The organism is Anabaena sp. EIM26 (assembly GCF_057568715.1).
Window position 1 is genome coordinate 2162501 of the sequence record NZ_CM172472.1, and the last position, 20265, is coordinate 2182765.

The 20265-nt window shown below is 39.3% G+C and carries 15 protein-coding genes (1 of these 15 running past the window's edge); 4 read left to right on the forward strand and 11 right to left on the reverse strand.

The annotated features are described in order from the left end of the window. A protein-coding gene (locus AC012T_RS09360) for an Npun_R1517 family heterocyst differentiation transcriptional regulator (RefSeq protein ID WP_323311182.1) crosses the window boundary here: on the reverse strand, window positions 1–86 show its start. The gene continues 193 nt to the left of window position 1, outside the view; 86 of the gene's 279 nt are visible here — the first part of the coding sequence; the start codon lies at window positions 84–86; the stop codon falls past the left edge of the window. Window positions 87–1340: 1254 nt separating this feature from the next. Here AC012T_RS09360 and ndhM point away from each other — a divergent pair. From ndhM to AC012T_RS09380, 4 genes are all read left to right on the forward strand, one after another. Continuing rightward, the gene (gene ndhM / locus AC012T_RS09365) at window positions 1341–1697 is read left to right on the forward strand and encodes an NAD(P)H-quinone oxidoreductase subunit M (protein WP_438889550.1); all 357 of its coding nucleotides are present in this window, start codon (window positions 1341–1343) and stop codon (window positions 1695–1697) included. Window positions 1698–1786: 89 nt separating this feature from the next. Then, window positions 1787–3754 carry a protein phosphatase 2C domain-containing protein gene (locus AC012T_RS09370; protein ID WP_487065097.1) on the forward strand — a complete coding sequence of 656 codons (1968 nt, stop codon included), beginning with the start codon at window positions 1787–1789 and terminating at the stop codon, window positions 3752–3754. Between the two features lie 225 nt (window positions 3755–3979). Continuing rightward, window positions 3980–5557: a CHAT domain-containing protein gene (locus tag AC012T_RS09375; protein ID WP_487065099.1), complete on the forward strand. Its 1578-nt coding sequence runs from the start codon at window positions 3980–3982 to the stop codon at window positions 5555–5557. Window positions 5558–5693: 136 nt separating this feature from the next. After that, entirely contained in the window at window positions 5694–6317 is a 624-nt protein-coding gene (locus tag AC012T_RS09380; RefSeq protein ID WP_487065101.1) for a hypothetical protein, read from the forward strand. 280 nt (window positions 6318–6597) lie between these two features. Here AC012T_RS09380 and AC012T_RS09385 read toward each other — a convergent pair whose 3' ends face one another. The 10 genes from AC012T_RS09385 to AC012T_RS09430 form a co-directional block, all read right to left on the reverse strand. Then, window positions 6598–7968 (reverse strand): PrsW family glutamic-type intramembrane protease, encoded by a 1371-nt coding sequence (locus tag AC012T_RS09385; protein WP_487065103.1) that lies wholly within the window; start codon window positions 7966–7968, stop codon window positions 6598–6600. Between the two features lie 236 nt (window positions 7969–8204). Further along, window positions 8205–8657 carry a nitrate reductase associated protein gene (locus tag AC012T_RS09390; RefSeq protein ID WP_487066529.1) on the reverse strand — a complete coding sequence of 151 codons (453 nt, stop codon included), beginning with the start codon at window positions 8655–8657 and terminating at the stop codon, window positions 8205–8207. A gap of 41 nt (window positions 8658–8698) precedes the next feature. After that, complete coding sequence (locus AC012T_RS09395; RefSeq protein WP_487065105.1) at window positions 8699–9157, reverse strand: phosphate-starvation-inducible PsiE family protein; 459 nt, start codon at window positions 9155–9157, stop codon at window positions 8699–8701. A 216-nt stretch (window positions 9158–9373) separates the two neighbouring features. Beyond that, on the reverse strand, window positions 9374–11560 hold the full coding sequence (locus AC012T_RS09400; RefSeq protein WP_487065107.1) for a molybdopterin oxidoreductase family protein: 2187 nt from the start codon (window positions 11558–11560) through the stop codon (window positions 9374–9376). A 113-nt stretch (window positions 11561–11673) separates the two neighbouring features. Next, window positions 11674–13173, reverse strand: coding sequence for a NarK family nitrate/nitrite MFS transporter (locus AC012T_RS09405; RefSeq protein WP_487065109.1), 1500 nt, complete (start codon window positions 13171–13173; stop codon window positions 11674–11676). Window positions 13174–13254: 81 nt separating this feature from the next. Then, on the reverse strand, window positions 13255–14100 hold the full coding sequence (locus AC012T_RS09410) for a nitrate ABC transporter ATP-binding protein (protein ID WP_487065111.1): 846 nt from the start codon (window positions 14098–14100) through the stop codon (window positions 13255–13257). A gap of 53 nt (window positions 14101–14153) precedes the next feature. Beyond that, window positions 14154–16127, reverse strand: a complete 1974-nt coding sequence (locus AC012T_RS09415) for an ABC transporter ATP-binding/substrate-binding protein (RefSeq protein WP_487065113.1) — start codon at window positions 16125–16127, stop codon at window positions 14154–14156. A gap of 150 nt (window positions 16128–16277) precedes the next feature. Further along, complete coding sequence (ntrB, locus tag AC012T_RS09420; RefSeq protein WP_487065115.1) at window positions 16278–17120, reverse strand: nitrate ABC transporter permease; 843 nt, start codon at window positions 17118–17120, stop codon at window positions 16278–16280. A gap of 136 nt (window positions 17121–17256) precedes the next feature. Beyond that, the gene (locus AC012T_RS09425; protein WP_487065117.1) at window positions 17257–18582 is read right to left on the reverse strand and encodes a CmpA/NrtA family ABC transporter substrate-binding protein; all 1326 of its coding nucleotides are present in this window, start codon (window positions 18580–18582) and stop codon (window positions 17257–17259) included. Window positions 18583–18623: 41 nt separating this feature from the next. Beyond that, window positions 18624–20174: a ferredoxin--nitrite reductase gene (locus AC012T_RS09430; RefSeq protein WP_487065119.1), complete on the reverse strand. Its 1551-nt coding sequence runs from the start codon at window positions 20172–20174 to the stop codon at window positions 18624–18626. Between the last annotated feature and the right edge of the window lie 91 nt (window positions 20175–20265).

The following is a 20265-nucleotide window of genomic DNA, read 5'->3' on the forward strand; positions in this document are numbered from 1 at the left end:
ATCAAACGGAATTTGAGATGAATTTCGCACTCATAAACACCCACTTCGAGATTATTTATTTGGCGCGGTAATGCTTTGGAGTTCATAGCCTTGAAGGTTCCTTTACTTGGTGTTCATGCAGTTGAGGCGCTAAAGATTCAGAAAAAAATTCTTTATATTTCTTGTAAATACAAAGAGGTGTTTGAATTAAGATTTTTTTCTCATCCATCAAATTTACGTTCCATTTTTCACTCTCCTATTGTGTGTCATCTAAATTTTTGCTGTCTAGTTTTTAATGATCCTGTGCTAGTTATGGCATATGTGAGTCATAAACTATTATTCAGTTTTTAAGATTCCATACAATAAAGTTTCTGTAAGAACTTTCCAAACCTTGTTAAAAGTTTTTACATCAACTTTATCTAAACGTCAATAACTGGTTTTCTTTTTACAGGCTATTAAGTGATTCTACTTAAGCAAAAATGCTGATTTGTGCCTTTGATTAAAGCTAGGTAACATAATCGACAATTTAAGTTAAATTACTAAATGTGCGCTTTTTGATCAGTGAAGTTAGAAGGAGTTAATCAGTAAAATTATGAACTGTAAAAATTTCGTTTTGGAAGTATCACACATAATAAACCAGAACATTTTAGCCCAGAATTTGACAAAAAAGTACAGCAAGTTTTAAATATTACTAGCCATACTGAAAAAAAAATCATTAAAATTTCAGGTTTGAGCATCAGTCTCAATCATCTCATCAACTCCCACAAAACATCAATTTGATTTTTCACTCTTGCTCATAATATTGCTTGAGCAATTCTTTTTCCGCTTCAGTACCCCGATAAGTGATCAATTTTTCAGGTCTTGCTCAAATATAGTACCGCTAATTGGGGTATTTTAAAGCATGGATATAAGATTAAGAAACTGATTTTAACGTTTGATGACCAAAAAATAACTGATGTGGAAAATCAGAATTCATACAAGTAAAAATTAATAATTCTCAGTACCAAAAAGCTAAAGTTAATACAAAAATATCCTGCTTTTTGAAGTTGAACCTTTTTTGTCTGCTCTTCACTGTTCTGCTGACAAATCTCCTGCAAGGTTAGGAAAATGTTAGAGTATAATTATTTTAGTGTGTGTCGTGTGACAAAATCAAACCGCATCTGCTCGCTTGGCTTTAGCCGCCGAATCCGCTTCAAAACCTAAAATTTTAGTAGTGGCAGTAACCTACCGAGACAGTATGCTAGTTAAAGCTAACAAAATATCTTCCACAGGAAGCTAAAGCTTGTAAGTTGAGAGAATGAAGCTCAGGCACAGCAGTTAGAATGATTGCAGTGTAATTAACCAAAATCTTACACATTTTTATGGATAACCCGATGCTGCTCAAGTCCACAACCCGTCATATTCGCATTTTTGCGGCGGAAATGGACAAGGATGAACTAGTTCCTAGTAATCATGTATTGACGTTAGATATTGACCCAGACAACGAATTTAATTGGAATGAAGATACGCTGCAAAAAGTTTATCGCAAGTTTGATGAACTGGTAGAGGCTTCTAGTGGTGTAGATCTCACAGATTATAACTTACGCCGAATTGGGTCAGACCTGGAGCATTATCTGCGATCGCTCCTCCAAAAAGGCGAAATTAGCTACAATCTCTCTAGCCGTGTAACTAACTACAGCATGGGATTACCCCAAGTTGCAGCCAACGCAAATCAATAAGGTTATGAGTTATTGGTGAGTTATAAATTTTGTAACTCACCAAAAAATAATGTTAAATAAATTGCCAATCGCTGATCGGTTCGACAAATATGGAAAATGACGCGGCAACGCTCTACTGCCCAAATGAATATTGTCAAGCTGCTAACCCCCTGACCTACAAGTTTTGCCAGAGATGTTCCACACCTTTACCCAAGCGTTACCTCCGGGCAGTGGGAGATAGTTTGAACTTGGGTATTCCTGGAGAAATTTTAGCCGATCGCTATCTAGTCATTAATCAATCAATAATCTTTGATCTCAAGCCTGGTTTATTACCCCAAATCCCTGAATTAGATAATTTACAGCAAATTAAAGCTTATCTGAAGCTAATTCCTTACCGCTTACATATTCCGCAAATATATGGGATGCTCTCTATTCACGAGGGGCAATCTCTATTACTCCTAGAACAACCACCCCTAGTAGCTGATAGTACAGACTCTCAAATCCATCTGTGCAGCAAGCTAACAACGGCTTGGGGTGATGCCTCATCAATGCGGCAAATGAATTGGCTATGGCAGTTAGCTCATTTGTGGCAACCCCTTTTGACAGAAGGAGTAGCCTCTAGCTTATTAGATCCCAATTTATTACGAGTTGAAGGGTCTTTAGTAAGGTTACTAGAATTACATTTTGATTCACAAACAGCACCAACATTATCGCAATTAGGAGAATTTTGGCAACAACTGCTCAAAGAAGCCAAACCAGCCATAGCTGAATTTGTCAAGCAAATTAGCAATTCTCTCATTCACGGCGAAATTAACACATCTGAGCTATTAATTAAAGTTTTAGATCAAGGATTGGCAAGATTAGGACAAACCTCATCAGGACGGAATTCACCTGCCCAAACCACCATTAAAATTGTCACGCAAACAGATACAGGCCCTAGTCGTCAACGGAACGAAGATGCTTGTTACCCTTCTAGTGGTGTAGTTGTTAGTAAGCCGCCCCAACAAACTGCCTTAGCTATCGTCTGCGATGGTATTGGTGGGCATGAAGGAGGCAATATAGCATCAAGTTTAGCCATTGAAACCATTCAGCAGCAGGTAAAAGAACTAACTTCTGTTCCTTATGAAAATATAGACCCCTTGCTGCTATTAAATGATTTGGAACAGGCGGTAGCACTTGTTAATGATAAAATCAGTCAACGCAATGACACTGAACACCGCCAAGGACGACAACGGATGGGAACCACCTTGGTCATGGCCTTACCTATTGCCCACGAAATGTATATTACCCATATTGGTGATAGTCGTGCCTACTGGATTACACGCCACGGTTGTTATCAAGTTACTCTGGATGATGATGTGGCTTCCCGCGAGGTGCGTTTAGGCTATGCTATTTATCGTGAAGCATTACAACATAGTGGTTCTGGTTCTTTAGTCCAAGCTTTAGGGATGGGTAAAAGTGTTTCATTGCATCCCACATCCCAACGATTTATCATAGACGAAGATGCAGTTTTTCTCCTTACATCCGATGGTTTAAGTGATTTTGACCGAGTGGAAGAGTACTGGGAAACAGAAATTTTACCAATTATTTCTGGTGATACAACTATAGAAAATGCTGCCCAGCGGCTGATAGAAATAGCTAATACAAAAAATGGACATGATAATGTCACGATCGCTTTAGTACATTCTCAAGTCAAATACTCCGAACCAGAGGTGGCACTCAAAGCAGACATTATTACTACTATTTCAGCCAGCAAAACGGTAGATTTAACACCAAGAACAACAAACAGCACAATTTTAGGCAATTCCCATCAGCAAACTCAGGTAATTCCCGAAACTAAGCCGGTACGTGCTTCTCAACTACCACTCCAATTACTAATTCTTTTAGGAGTACTTTTAGCAGCAGGTTCATTGGGATATTGGCTAAAAATCCAACGACAGCTACCTTCTAGAATTACAGATCCCCTAATTCCATTTGCTAGTCCACAACCAACAATAACCGAAACACCTACACCAGAAACCTTGGAGAAACAGGAAGATTTTTCGCCCGCACCAGTTGGTCAACCACCCGCGCCCTAGCGCTTGGAGGAGGCAAGAAAGAAAGCTTTTTGATCCGATATAGAAGGCTTTTTAACTGGATAGTTATTTCCGTCACACTGCATTAGTGATTATCATCACCGTCATGGGATATGATAATGCAGGTAATAAACAAAATCAAAAATTCACTAGGTACAAAATTCTTCCTGCTGGACAAAAGAGTTTATTGTCAATTATTTGTTCTTAGAGTTTAGTTTCCACAAATCCATGTCCTGCCTGAATCTGGCGATCGCCCGTCTGGTAAATACTGGCACTGATAACTTCGCTATTTGGGTGGTTAAGGCTCCCTATCCCAGTGGTTATGTTTTGCGTGACTGTGTTTTTGCTACTGAACTTAGTCAAATTTGGCAAGAATGGCAACAAATGTTTGCTGGTCATAGCCCCATAGATATTGGTTCATTATCCACATCTCCAGGATTAAATACATTACCAATTGATTTGAGTTCACCCCTAGTTGGTCAAACAACAAGTCCTTACAGTAGTCGTTTGATGCAATATTTGGGGATAAGTTTATGGAGTTGGGTATTTGATGGAGCAATTCTAGGTAGTTTAGAACGTAGTCGCGGGATGGCTATGGGCCAAAATAAACGTTTGCGCTTTCGCTTAGAAATTCGTGATCCTGATCTAATTGCTCTACCTTGGGAGATTATGCAGCGCGAACCCGGACAGTCGGCAATATCTCTTTCCCAAGATATTTTATTTAGTCGCACTACCAGTGAAGTTGAACCTCTACCAAATTTGCGAGCAGATCCAGCTTTAAATGTCTTATTAGTTTTAGGACATGATGACAATCTAGAATTGGAAAAAGAAGCTGCTATTCTGGAGAAAATATTGTCAGAATGTAGTCCATCTGGTAAAAATTCTGTATCAGCCTGTATGGTGAAGACACTCTTGCAACCCACTCCACAACAGTTAATTCAAGAGTTGGAAACCAAAGCTTACAATGTGTTTTTTTTCGCTGGTCACGGTCTACCTGCTCCAGATGGTGGTTTATTATTTTTGGGGACAGATATGACCCTAAATGGTATAGAATTAGCCCAAGTACTAACTCGCACAGGTGTAAAACTTGGGGTGTTTAATGCTTGCTGGGGAGCGCAACCAGCAACAATTAATCAACAAGCGATACCAGCTAGTAGTTTAGCAGAAGTACTCATTCGTCATGGTGTACCTGCGGTATTGGCAATGCGAGATGAAATTGCAGACCAAGAAAGTCACAGTTTTATTCAAGCTTTTGCAGAAGCATTGCGATCGCGCAAACCAATTGATGAGGCAGTAGCAGCAGCTAGGCAAGAACTGTTAACAATCTATAAGTTCAATCAACCAGCTTGGACATTACCAGTTCTCTACCTGCATCCAGATTTTCATGGTGATCTGATTAAAGGTATTGATGAAGGAGTTACAGAATTACCCGATACCGCTATTTCTGGACTAGGTTCGACCATACCCACAGCTTCTTTGCGATCGCTCTCCCCAGAAGGTAAAACTTGGTTACTGCGTTCTGGTGTCACTCGTATTGGTCGCACAAAGGACAATGATATTATCATCCCCGAACTGTATGTTTCTAAACGCCATGCCGAGATATTATGCCGAAGTATTTTCACTGGGACTAAATCAGTTCAAACTTACTATCTACAAGATTTCTCTACCTATGGTACAACTTGGTGTTTAGGCCCAAATGGATGGCAACAAATTCTCCGCGAGGAAGTGCCTTTAACATCGGGAATGCATTTAAAATTTGGTAGCGCTAAAGCTGAAACATGGGAGTTTCTGATTGAAGAACCCTAAGGGAGAAATAACTACCGGCAAATTTTTGGACTTTAACAATTTACTCTGAACACAAGACAAGTCTAATTATTTTTTGCGGAAATCTGATTCTTCCAGTTGTAGCTGTCAACAAGGCTAATTAATTATGAGGTGAAACATGATTAATAAAATCAACGGTTTACATACTTGTCACGATTTAAAATCTTCAGTAGATCTAGAGTTATTAGAAATACTACTACAACCTGAAGATGCTGCTTATCCCTGGAATCCCGATGATCAGGAATCAGAAGCGTACTTTAACAAACTAGAGCAGCAACTTGGGTGGCAGGATTTACTAGAAGAACACCTGGCTACACAAACGCAAGATTTTTATCATAATCTCGATGCAATTTGGTCTCAAGTTTACCATTCTAAAACGGATCATGATGAACAGCCAGCTAAAGGTCTACAAGCATCCTTGCATAGTGCCTTTGCTGCTTCTGTTCCTGTCAATTGGCTCAATGCGATCGCTCAAAAAGCAGCGGCAATTATTAGTTTAGAGCAATCACCTAGTGAAAAACTAGTAGAGTGCATTCAAGCTTTATTACCAACTTGGGAAACAGATGACCTGTTAGTTTTAGCCCGTCCTTTTGCATACTCTATGCGAAGTAGCGAGCAACAACATTTGACATCTGTAATCAGCAATATTGAGAATCGAGAGTGGTCTAGTTTATCAGAAATAGAACAGGCCAAAGTTAGTTTAGCGATCGCAGACTATGCTCTCAAACAACTTTCTAGCTGACAAACCTAATTTTAATTTTATGCCCTCATTCACGGGCTGATATTGAATTAGAGTGGTAATTACTTTTTAATTTCTTGTGGCGCTGTGCTTCTGTGTCTCAAATTCACTTGTTGAATTTTAGTTTTTTAGTCATAACTGCCTTAGCATAAACCACATATAGACTAATTAGAAAAATTAAACCATCTATCCTTAGACATAAAAAATCTAGGGAATTAGGTGATAGGAAGCAGAAGAAAGATATTACTCCCCAGTCCCCAGTCCCTAGTCCCTGATAAGTATTTTATTTGGGTTCGAGAAAGCGAGTAGCGAAATTTTGCGATCGCGTTGGTGATAAAACCCGTGCTTTAAGAATTGCAGCCATCAAAAAAGCGTAAGATAAAACACCCACAATCACCAACAGCAAAGCATTAATAGAACCCGTAGCATTCCACAAAGCATGAAGTGCAGAGGCACTCAAATAACCAACCGAAAGAATCTGCCAACCCATCATTGGCTTGAGGACAGCTAACCCGATAAAATACCCCAAATAACCGCTGTAAGCCATGTGTCCAGCTACAGAGCCTAAAATACGCGGAATCAGTAACTGTAAACCTACCAGCTGACCAGCGCCTACCCCTGCTTGTTGAGTGACATTTTGCGTAATTACAGGTACATATTGACCAAGAGTTTCTAGCAAAGTAAAACCCACAGCCGAAGCAGTTCCTAGTAAAATACCATCTAGAGGTTCCCAGACCCCTATCCGTTCTCGCCAAGGTGATGGTAAGGAGTTACCGATAAAATATGCACCCAATACTGGTAGAGCCTTGAGAAATTCTTCCATCAACCCAGCGCCAAAAAACATCCGCACCAGTAATTCAGTGAAGGTAATCGAGTCTTGAGACGAAGGTAAACTACCAGGAAGAATAACGCGAAAGACAAAGATAAAAAAATCTAATAAAGGACTGAGCAAAATCAGCGCTGTACTCAATGCCATAGCGATGAGTACCCACCAAGGCTTAGGTTTACCACATAGTTGATAAACAAAGTAGTAAGCAGCAGAGGCGATATACGACCCGACAATAACTTGATTTGCTTGAGGATTGCCGACTGTCCCAAACATTAACACGACAAAGATAACTGTTAATATTCCCGGTACAAGATAAGCTTTGCGAGTTAGATCTTTACCAGTGGAAATAATGGGAAACAGTTGTGTAAAGCTCACTGAATCGTGTTGTGATTGACGTTGCCGATGATTCCCCGATGCAATTACTGTCCCTTGGTTAGCGGTCATCACTGTTGGTTGAGGGACGAATTCATACTCAAAAATGAATTGCGGCCCATCAGCACCCAAGGAAATGCGATCGCCTTGGTGCAATTCCTGAGAACCTTGCAACCGTTGTCCATTTAAAAAAGTGCCATTGGCGCTATTTAAATCGCAAATTACCCAACTGAATTTGCTATCTGGAGATAAAGAGAGGGGACGAACCACTGCATGACGACGAGATACCATCCGGTACATCATGGCATCCAAGACAACTTGGCAGCTGGGGTCGCGTCCAATGACCATCTCTTGACTGGGAAGTAGTGAGTAGCGAGATTCTGAACCAGAAGCTACGACCTTACTAGACACTAGCCGCAGAAATGCATTATGTCTTGCGTTTTTGCCTGTCATCGAGTTAGTGAGTGTGTCTAAACAAATTCTATGGCTTACGCCATACTATCAAATGTGTTGGTAGTAGATTTAACCTTGTTCATATTAACAGCAGCACCATTGCTAAATACACTATAGCTGCACCAACCGTTGCTTTGCTCCAATTAAAAATACAAAATACCAAATTTAAAACCCAGAAACTAACCAATGTCGATTCTTGGTTATTTTGTGACTGAAAACAGACTACTGACCACTGACTAAATCAGATTAAACTCTGTTATTGCTCTGGGAAAGTTTTTGTTTTCATGTCCTGAAAGGCTAAGTTTAATCAGAGCAAAACGTTGTAAGGGTGTTAATCCCAACCACTGTTGTAACGTGATGGTAACGCCTATTGCTTGTGCCTTCTCCAAAATGCTAGGTGGTACAGTTGTAGCATCCATCCAAGGGGGAAGAGGGTCAATTGGTAATCGGGTAGCTGGTATACCTGTATGGTCTAAAATAAATTTTTGTAGATACTCTTGGTAAGATTTAATTTCGGTGGCTGTGGAACAAGGCAATTCAACTAAAATAGCACGTTCTGATAAAGTCATTTGATTCCAATCAGACAATTTGAGTTTTATTCCACAAGTATCTAATTTGTAACGTACCAGCATCGGTATGCAACGGAGAGCATTAACAAAATCTGCTTCAAATTCAAAGAATTTGTCTATCATATAAACTTTAAAATTTTCAGATATCGTTTAGGATTAAACTAATTTCTATTATTAGGTCTACTAGAACGAATTATGAAATAACTAATTGAAAGAGCAAGTACGGCAGTTCCTAAGCCAATAATATCAATGCCTGTGACTTTTTCCAAGTCTAAAATAATAATTTTTCGGGCGACAGCAATCAAAGAAGTTACAATTACTAATTCTACGTGCAAGACGTGTTTTTGTATATAAGCTGTGATATTTTCTAAGATTTCCAAAGCAATTAAAACATTTAAAAATAAACCAAATACCTTAAATAAAATGGTATTAAAGTTACCATAAGTTACATGAAATAACTCTTTGAACAGAAAGAAACTCAAATCTCCAATAGCGGCAAAAATTACCACCATCATCAAAATAGAGAGAATCTTAGAAACCACCACCACGATGTTTTCAATGAGGTACATGAAGTTATCATCGCAAGTCAAAGCTTTAATTTGCTTAAATAATTTCTTCATTAGGTAGTGTCCCATGCTTCAATAATAAAGTTAGAAATCCTCATGAAGGCAATTGCCTGTTTGGTAATAGGACTTAAGCCGATTTAAATGCCTAAAGTCAAGAAAAAACAAGCACTCAGGTGTTTATTTCTCCAAATCAAGAATCAAAAAAAATAATCGTAACTATAGATTATTGACTCTATTACCAACTGATTGTTGAGGAATTCACTTAGAAGCTTACCATTGTGAAGACTGAAGTTGATAATTTTGAACAGAAGTTTCTACAGAAATTGGGACTAGCTGCACAGCACAAGCTTTTAATTCGGGTTGGAGAGAATCAGGACAAGATTCTGAATGGGTGAGATTATTAGCTTCAGCATCATCAGCCCATAGCTTACCCCAGTGCATGGGGACAAAAACAGTACCAGGAGAAATAGCTTTTGTGACTTTAGCGGGAAACTTAGTTTTACCACGACGCGATCGCACTTCCAACCACTGATGATCAATAATTCCCAACGTCGCAGCATCACGGGGATGAATTTCAATAAACGGTTCCGGGTGCATTTGGCGAATTTTCTCAATTCTCCCTGTGCGCGTTAGCGTGTGCCAATGACCGTAAAGTCGCCCAGTAGTTAATATAAAAGGATAATTAGGATCAGGTGGTTCTGCGAGTCCTTTAGAATAATATGCCCCAAATCTAGCGCGTCCATCAGAGGTATGAAAGCGTAAATCTGTGTAAAGACGTTTTCCGTCTAACTTTTGCCTATTTTCTTTTGGATATGGCCACTGAGTTGCACCTTGCGTTGCTAACATCTCATGACTCAAACCCGACATATCACAAGGACGGTGACGAGTTAATTGTACAAACTCCGCATAAACTTCCGCAGAATTATTAAAAGCAAACTTATCTTCAAAACCCAAACGTCGTCCCACTTCTGCAAAAATTTCCCAATCTGCTTTTGCTTCCCTTGGTGGTTCACGAAAAGCTGAACACAACGTCACTCTTCGTTCAGAATTAGTCATAATCCCAGTTTTTTCACCCCACTGTGCCGCAGGTAATAAAACATGAGCATAAGCTGATGTTTCTGTAGGGTAATAAGCATCTTGATAAATAGTCAAAGGCGATTTTAACAACGCTTTTTTAGTGCGTTCTAAATCTGGCATACTCACAGCAGGATTAGTTGCAGCTATCCACAATAAACCCACATTTCCAGATTCCAAACCAGTAATCATATCCCAAGCTGTTAAACCAGAAACAGGTGAAATTCTCCCCCTTTCTAAACCCCAAAAATCCTCAACTTCTGCCCGATGTTTATCATTTTTTACCAACCGATAGCCTGGTAATAAATGTGCTAAACCTCCCGCTTCTCTTCCTCCCATCGCATTAGGTTGACCGGTTAAAGAAAAAGGACCAGCACCAGGTTTACCGATTTGACCCGTCATCAAATGTAAATTAATAATAGTTCTAACTTTAGCTGTACCTTCTGTAGATTGATTAACACCCATCGACCATAAAGAAAGTACTGATTTGGATTTCCCCCAATATTTAGCAGCAGTTTCTAAATCTTCAATACTAATACCACATTGACGCGCCACCACATCAGGAGAATAGTGACGAATTACTTCCGCATAAGCTGGAAAATTGCTAGTACAATCATCCATAAAAGCTGTATCTATATAATTCCACTTCATTAATAAATGGGCGATCCCATTTAATAGTTCAATATCTGTTCCAGGACGAATAGCTAAATGTAAATCTGCGGCTTCTGCGGTAGGAGTACGACGTGGATCAACAACTACCATTTTCACATGACGATTTTTCTTATGATATTTCGCTAATCTATTAAAAACAATCGGGTGACATTCTGCTGTATTCGTACCAATTAAAAAAGCACAATCAGTTAATTCTAAATCATCGTAACAACAAGGAGGCCCATCAGCCCCAAAACTTTGAATGTACCCAGACACCGCACTAGACATACACAACCGGGAATTAGCATCAAAATTATTAGTACCTAAACAACCTTTGAGTAATTTTTGAGCAATATAATAATCTTCAGTTTGAAATTGTCCAGAACCATACATACAAATGGAATCTGTCTCATTCTGTAAGCGTAATATTTGAATACGTTGGCTAATAATATTGAAAGCTTCATCCCAACTAACACGCCTAAATTCTTGATCTAAAGAATCGCGTACCATTGGATAATGCAATCTATTTTTATTTAATGATTCAGTAATAGTTGCACCTTTAACACATACCATTCCTTGACTAGACGGATGAGATTTATCGCCACGTACTCGCCAAGTTGGAGTTCCATCACTGTCCCGATTTGTGGCTTTTCCATGTTGTGCTGGTGGGGAAACTTCTAAACCGCAACCAACACCGCAATAAGGGCAAAGTGTTTTGGTAAATTCATTCATAATTTTAGGATTTTTTATTGCACGCAGAGGCGCAGAGACGGGGAGAGAATAAAGAGTAAGGTGTGTTTGAAAATTTCTTTGTATTCTTACCTTTGCGCCTTTGCGTGAGACAATTATTCTTCTGTCATGAAAATCGGTTGATGATTAATTGTTTCTTCTTCACTGTCATTATCAGATGCAAATGAATCTTTTGGCTCTTTGAGGAAGAATGCACACATAAATGAGCAAATAATTGCCGCTATACCCATTGTGGCAAATAGGGTTGATGGGTCACTTAAGCTGTATACTGTGAGATAAACTACGCCACCAAAGTTGCCGTAAGCGCCAACGTTTCCTGCTATTTGTCCAGTTGCTTCTTTTTTAATTAATGGGACTATTCCGTAAGTTGCACCACAACCTGCTTGAGCAAAGTAAGCAGCAAACATTGTCACAGCAATTGCTAAGGGGATAGGCCAATCTTTGTTAATAAAATGTGCCATTAAATAACCAAAGGCAATCCCAGCAGAAACAATTGTTATTGTCCATTTACGAGAACCTAATTTATCAGATATTAAGCCTCCACTGGGACGGGAAACTAAGTTTAAGAATGGATATGTGGCAGCGATCATTCCGGCTACTACGTGTTCTAAACCAAAGGTTTTTTCAAAGAAGGAAGGTAGCATGGAAACGACTGCAAGTTCTGAACCGAAGTTGGTGATGTAGGTAAATTCTAGTAATGCTACTTGACCAAATTGATAACGTTGATTTGTAGGGTAGGTTTTTTGTCCAGTTAGTAATTCTTGATTAACTTGATATGCTTGATAACTTTGGTAAGTGAATAATGCTGCTAAGGTCAACCAAACTATATAAATTTGGCTGAGTGTAAGAAAGTGAATATTTTTTTGTTCTAAGCGCCAAGCTAATAAGCCTAATGCAAAAATTAACCCGAAATTAGACACAATCATCGCCCAAAAGCTTTTGATTGATGTTACTTCTAAAGAGCCATTTTTATTGGGCTTTTTATAAACTTTACCAATGGGTGTATCTTGAACGCTGTTGTAGTAGATTACGCCGTAAATTCCAGCTATAATTCCTGTTAATGCAATTGTTAATCTCCAGCTAGAAACACCACCACCTAAAAAGCTAGTTGCAATTGCAATTGTTGGTAAAGCAAATTCTGCTCCAAATGCGCCAAAGTTACCCCAACCGCCATAAATACCTTGAGCAATTCCCATTTCTTTGGGAGGAAACCATTCCGCTACCATGCGGATACCAACCACAAATCCAGAACCGACTATTCCCATTAATAAGCGACTAATAACTAGTTGGTTAAAGTCTTGGGCTAATGCTGTTGCTAAACAGGGAATAACAGCAAATATTAATAATAGGGAATAGGTAATTCTGGGGCCAAATTTATCCAGTAACATTCCAATAATGATGCGGGCTGGAATTGTTAAAGCTAAATTACAGATACCTAAAGTTTTAATTTGTTCAGGTAATAAATTTAATTCTTTACCAATTGTGGTAGCGAAGGGTGCAAAGTTAAACCAACAGACAAAGGTAAGAAAGAAAGCAAACCAAGTCTGATGTAAGATGCGATAACGACCTTTTAATGAAAATAATCCTTTTAACATTTAAATTTTCCTGTTGATTTATAATAGCTTGCGTAATGTAGCTATGCTGACTTATGGACGTAGGAAATGGGGAAGAATTAATTACTCATCAACATGAGCGCAGCGACGATATAAGAAGTCTAAAGCGTAGTTTCGTAGGTTGTAATATTCTGGATTTTCCATGATGCGGCGACGGTTGCGAGGACGAGAGAAGGGTATTTCTAAAACTTCGCCAATATTTGCCGCAGGGCCGTTTGTCATCATTACGAGTTTGTCTGCTAGGAAAAGTGCTTCATCAATGTCATGGGTAATCATTAAAACTGTGACTTGATGTTCTGACCAAATTTGCAGTAGTTCTTCTTGTAATTCTTCTTTGGTGATGGCATCTAAAGCGCCGAAGGGTTCATCCAAAATAAGGAGTTGGGGGCGGATAGCTAAAGCACGAGCGATCGCAACTCGTTGTTTCATCCCTCCAGATATTTGGCTGGGTTTCTTTTGTGCTGCTTCTGTCAGTCCTACCATTGCTAAATGTTCTCTAACTATTGCCCGTTTTTCGGCTTGGCTTTTTCTGGGAAATACGGAATCAACAGCTAGGTAAACGTTATCAAAAACATTCAACCAAGGTAGTAAACAATAGTTTTGAAATACCATCATTCGGTCTGGCCCTGGTTCTGTAATGGGTTGACCTTGCAACCACACGACACCGTTGGTAGGTTTATTAAAACCAGAAACCATGTTCAGGAGTGTTGATTTCCCACAACCGGAATGTCCAATCAAACAAATAAATTCGCCTTCACGTACTTTCAGGTTAATGTCATCGAGAACGATGTATGGCCCTTCAGATGTAGGGTAAATTTTGTTAACACCTTCAATTACTAAAAAATCTTCTTTCTTCTGGGTTTGTAATTGTTGGCTTTGGGTTTTGTGATTAAAGTTTACTGTTGTCATGATTTTTTTGTAATGGGTAATTGGTAATGGGTAATTGGTTAAAAAACTAATGACTAAATAAATACTTCTTCAACACGAAGCTGACGTTTGATTTCCAAACTTTTTAGATATTCGATGGGTTCGGAAGGATTAAATATTTTGCCATCAAATAATTTAATTTTTTCTTCCCTGCCAATATCTAAAATGCCCATTTCTCTGGCAGCGGCACCAAACACATCTGGACGACAAACTCTATCAATTACTTCTACCCAATTTTTCGGGAAAGCTACTAAACCCCAACGGGCTAGTTGGGTTAAAATCCATAGCATTTCATTACGGTCTGGATAATTGGCTTTGTTGAAATAAAACTGATGGGAAGTCTGAGGTTTGTTTTGATGACCATGCTGGTAAGTATCTATAAACCCTGGACGCAGATGGAGAGAATTGCTACCAAGATAGTCAGGTTGAGAAATTAATTTGAGAACTTCTTCTCGGTTGCGAATGTCGTCGCAATATTCACAAGCTGCTAATAGTGCTTTAACTAATGCTAGATGTGTTTGGGGATTTTCCTGCGCCCAATCTTCTCTTACTCCTAATACTTTGTCTGGATGTCCATTCCAAAGTTCTGATGTGATAGCGATGATAAAACCCAGATTTTGATCAACTGCATGGGAGTTCCAAGGTTCACCGACGCAGTAACCATCAATTTTTCTGTCTTGGAGGGAAGTCACCATTTCTTGTGGTGGAATTACCATCAAACTGACATCCATATCAGGTTGAATTCCGCCTGCTGCTAACCAGTAGCGTAATAATAGGTTTTGCATGGATGCAGGATGGACGACTCCCAAGGTGTGGGTTTTGTCTAGGTCAGCGTTGATGATAGCTTGGAAATCTGCTAGGTTTCTGACTCCAGCGTTGAGTAATTCTTGGCTGAAAGTAATGGCGCTACCGTTGCGGGAAAGGGTCATGGCTGTCACCATTGACACAGGAGTTTTGTCACCTGCGCCCAAAGTCATGGCTAGGGGCATTCCTGCGACCATTTGGGCGGCATCAAGTTTGCCAGTTGCTACACCTTTAGCGATGTCTTTCCAGGTGGTTTCACAATTGAGGTTGACTTCTAAACCGTATTCGGCAAAGAAACCTTTTTCTTTAGCAATTATTAAAGGTGCGGCTTGGGTGAGGGGAATATAGCCAATTTCTAAATGAGTTTTTTCTAAATTGTTGTTAGAAATAATTGCTGGTGCTGTGGGTTGTTTTTGGCGTTTTTTGGCTTGTTTTTGTTGGTTGAGGAAATAAATTATTTCGTTCCGCAAGTTGTAGTAACTCGGATGGTTAACTACTTCCAAACGCTGACGGGGACGGGGGATAGGAACTTCCAGGATTTGCCCGATGTGTGCTTCTGGGCCATTGGTAAGCATGACAATGCGATCGCTCAATAATAAAGCCTCATCGACATCGTGTGTCACCATCACACAGGTGATTCTGTGTTCATTGCAGATTTGCATTAATTGTGATTGTAAATTGCCCCTGGTCAATGCATCCAAAGCGCCAAAAGGTTCATCTAGCAACAATAACTTGGGACGAGTAGCCAAAGCACGAGCGATCGCAACTCGCTGTTTCATCCCCCCAGATAACTCGCTAGGACGTTTATTAACTGCTCGACGCAACCCCACCATATCTATATGTTCTTCTATTATTCCTCGACGTTTTCCTGTAGATAAATTTTGATGTACTTCATCCACAGCCAAAGCGATATTTTCCCGCACAGTTAACCAAGGAAGCAACGAGTAATTTTGAAAAACCACCATTCTATCAGGCCCAGGTTCTCTTACTTCCCGACCTGCCAAAGTCACACCACCAATACTGGCTCGATCTAACCCAGCAATAATATTTAGTAAGGTGGATTTACCACAACCAGAATGTCCAATTAAAGAAATAAATTCACCTTCAGAGATTTTCAATTCAATATTTTTTAAAGCGATATATTTACCACCATTGGGGAGGTTAAATATTCGGTCAACATGGTCAATTTCTAAAAAAGTATTCATGATGAATGGTAATTGATAATGTAAAAAAATTCAGGATTCAGGAGTCAGGATTCAGAAGGAAGAAGAATATTTTTCTATTCTGTTAAGAATTTCCTGCTATATCAAATATTCTGTATCCTGAATACTTACTAAAAAAATACAAACCAAGAATTATTTTTGTTCTGTTGTTACAACTTTATCAGCAACAAAAGCCACCATTCTATCTAAAACTAATCCCACAAAACCAACATATACCAAGGCGATAATAATCTCACTCATATTTGTTTCTGTAGTCGTGTTATAGGCATCCCAAATAAACGAACCAATACCCACACCACCAACTAACATTTCTGCTGCCACAATAGCCAACCAAGATAAACCGATCCCAATTCTCAAACCTGTAAAAATATAAGGAACAGTTGCCGGAAACACAACTTTCAAAAAATATTTTTCTTTACGCAAACGTAAAACACGAGCCACATTTACATAATCTTGGGGAATATTTTGCACCCCCACAGTTGTATTAATCACAATCGGCCAAATTGAAGTAATGAAAATCACGAAAATTGCTGAAGGATTAGCTTGTTGAAACGCAGCTAAAGAAATTGGCAACCAAGCCAAAGGTGGGATAGTTCTTAACACCTGAAAAATTGGATCTACCGCATTATACAAAAAAGTATTAGCACCAATTAATATTCCTAAAATAACTCCGACAACTGCTGCCAGAGAAAAACCTAAAGCAACCCGTCCTAAACTAGTCAATATCTGCCAACCTAAACCCTTATCACTGTCACCATTATCAAAAAAAGGATGAATAACAAAAGGGTCCCAAGTTTCACGAATTGTTTCTATTGGACCAGGTAATTGAAAACTAGGAATTAAACAAAGTAATTCCCATAACCCCAAAAAAATAACCAATCCAAACAGCGGCGGAAAAACCTTATTGGTCAAAAACTTATTAATAACCTTCCGTTGTTTACCACCAACTCTAAGACTTCCTACAATAGCAGCCATTTATTTCTCCTAAGTAAATTATTGAAACTCGCTTTTCTTTCTCTTGTCTGCGCCTCTGCGTGAGCATTAAAAATTGAATTAATTTACCAGATAATTTAGGTAATGGTAGGGGTAATTCATGAATTACCCCTACTACTTACACCTTCTTAATTTGCAAACTCTTTAAATATTCCTCTGGTTTTTCTGGGTCAAATTTTACCCCATCAAAAAACGTTTCCACACCACGAGAAGAACTGGCTGGAATTTCCGCAGCAGCCACACCCAAAGCCTTAGCAGCTTGTTTCCATAAATCTTCTCTATTTACCTGATCAACAATTTCCTTCACTTTCGTATCTTTAGGTAAATAACCCCAACGAATTTCTTCAGTTAAGAACCAAGTGTCATGACTTTTATAGGGATAGGAAGCGTTATCTTGCCAATACTTCATCCGATATGCAAAGTTTTCTTCCTTGCGTCCATCACCATAGTCAATATTACCTTTAGCTCGTTCTAAAATGTCAGTTGCAGCAACATTAAAGTATTTTCTATCAGCGCAGATTTTACACATTTCCTCTTTATTTTCTGCCTGATCACACCATTGTTGTGCTTCCATAATTGCCATTAACAATGCTTGTGTAGCATTAGGATTTTTATCCACCCAATCTTTACGCATTGCAAAGGCTTTTTCTGGATGGTTATTCCATAATTCACCTGTCAATAAGGCTGTATAACCTAATTTTTGGCTGACTAATTGAGCGTTCCAAGGTTCTCCTACACAAAAAGCATCAACAGTTCCAACTTTCATGTTGGCTACCATTTGTGGTGGTGGCACTGCTTCCAAAATTACATCTTGATCAGGATTAATACCCCCAGCCGCTAACCAATAACGCATCCATAAATCATGAGTTCCCCCTGGGAAAGTCATGGCAACTTTGATGGATTTTTTGTCAGCTTTGGCTTTATTTACTGATTCTTTCAGCGATTTACTTTGTAACCCGACTTTTAAATCTTTGAATTTTTCCGCAACTGAAATTGCTTGACCATTGATATTTAACCGCGCCAAGAGATACATTGGCACTTTATCATTGATGGTGAGAAGATAGGGCATTGGGGTAAGAATATGTGCGCCATCAATACCACCACCAGATGAGCCAATTTTTAAGTTATCGCGGGTGACTGGCCAAGATTTTTGTTTGCTGACTTCAACATCTGTCATACCATATTTAGCAAAGAAACCTTTTTCTTTAGCAATAATTACAGGTGCGGAATCTGTTAAAGCAATAAATCCTAATTTAGCCTTGGTTGTCTCAACTTTTGGAGCATTACTAACGGTAGAATTGTTAGCCAGTTTGGTATTGGAAGAAGCAGCGGTATCTGTTGTTGCTGACTTAGAGTTACTGGATGAACAACCGTGTGCCAAGATAGAAGTTGCTGCTGCTACACTTGAGGTGATAATAAATTTTCTGCGAGAAATATTGCTCATTGTCAACTCTTAGTCAGTTTTAATTATGGTTTGCGATTGATTTAATAGGAAATTAAGGCTGCTTCCCGAAGTTTTGCGCCGAAATTTTGAATGAGTATTTCTTTCAATACAGGTTCTAAATCTTCACAGGGAATACTTTTCTGCACACAAGTTCCTAAATGTGCATCTTTTCCGACTGTACCCCCCATGTAAATGTCAACACCTTCTAGGGTTTTGCCATTTTTACGGACTTTTGTTCCCATTAAGCCAATATCTGCAACTTGTGGCTGTCCACAGGAGTTAGGGCAACCTGTCCAATGAATTCGCACAGGTCGAGATAGAATTAATTCAGATTCCAGAACCTTGATCATTGCTAAAGCGCGGTTTTTGGTTTCGATTAAAGCAAAGTTGCAAAATTGTGCGCCGGTGCATGATACTAGCGATCGCGTTAACAAACCCGGATTAACTGCAAATCTCTCTAGCAGTGGTTCTGTCAAAAATGTTGGCAAACACGAATCGGGTATATTAGGGATAATAATATTTTGTTCAAGGGTAAAACGGATTTCCCCACTCCCGTAAACTTCCGCTAACCGGGAAATTTCAAACATATCACCCGCATACAATCGACCAACAGGAATATTTAAACCTGCGTAATTTAAACTTGGTTGTTTTTGTTTATATACCCCAACGTGGTCGCGTTTTTCCCAGTCAATTTCATCTTTGGGGGCTGCTGGTAACAATGATTTACCCAAACGCTGTTCCACTTCTGCACGAAATTTCTCTATCCCCCATTCATCAATTAGCCACATCAAACGGGCTTTTTGACGGTTAGCACGTAAGCCATGATCTCGGAAAACTTCCAAAATAGCTCTACATAAAGCTACCACCTCTTCAGGATGTACCCAAGCATTTAAGGGAATTGCCGCTTCACAACGTTTACCTGAAAAGAAGCCACCGACAAGGACGTTAAACCCGAAACCTTCCTGAAAAGCCGGCACAAAAGCTAAATCGTTAATTTCTGCATGAACTGAATTATCCCTGCCTCCGGTAATGGCAATATTAAACTTACGGGGGAGATTGCTAAATTCTGGATTCCCTTCACCGTTATTGGTGAGCATATCTTGAATTTGCTGCACTAATTCCCTTGTATCGTACAGTTCATCACCATCTAATCCGGCTACAGGATCACCTGTGATGTTGCGAACATTATCCATCCCCGACTGGATAGTGGTTAACCCAACTGTGTGAAATTTATTAAAGATTTCTGGTATGTCTTCAATTCTGATTCCGCGTAGTTGTATATTCTGTCTAGTAGTAATATCAGCGCTGCCGTCGTCACCGTAACGCTGCACTACTTCTGCTAAAACGGACATTTGATTGCTGGTGAGAATACCGTTAGGTAAACGCATCCGCATCATAAATTTACCGGGAGTGACTGGACGAAAAAACACACCTAACCATTTTAGGCGATGGTCACGGTCTGTTTCGTCCATTGCTTCCCAACCCAATTGAGCAAATTTTTCTATCTCTCCTTTAACAGCGAGTCCATTTTTCTCTGCTTTTAATTTCTCGAATTTATTCAGTTTTTCGGTGGTAGTTGCTGTTTCTGTCATGGGCTGTTTTCTGGGGAACAGGACTTAATTAACTGTGTATCCGTGTTCTTGTCGGTGTTGTACTTGCCACTTTTGCGGAAATAACGGTTGG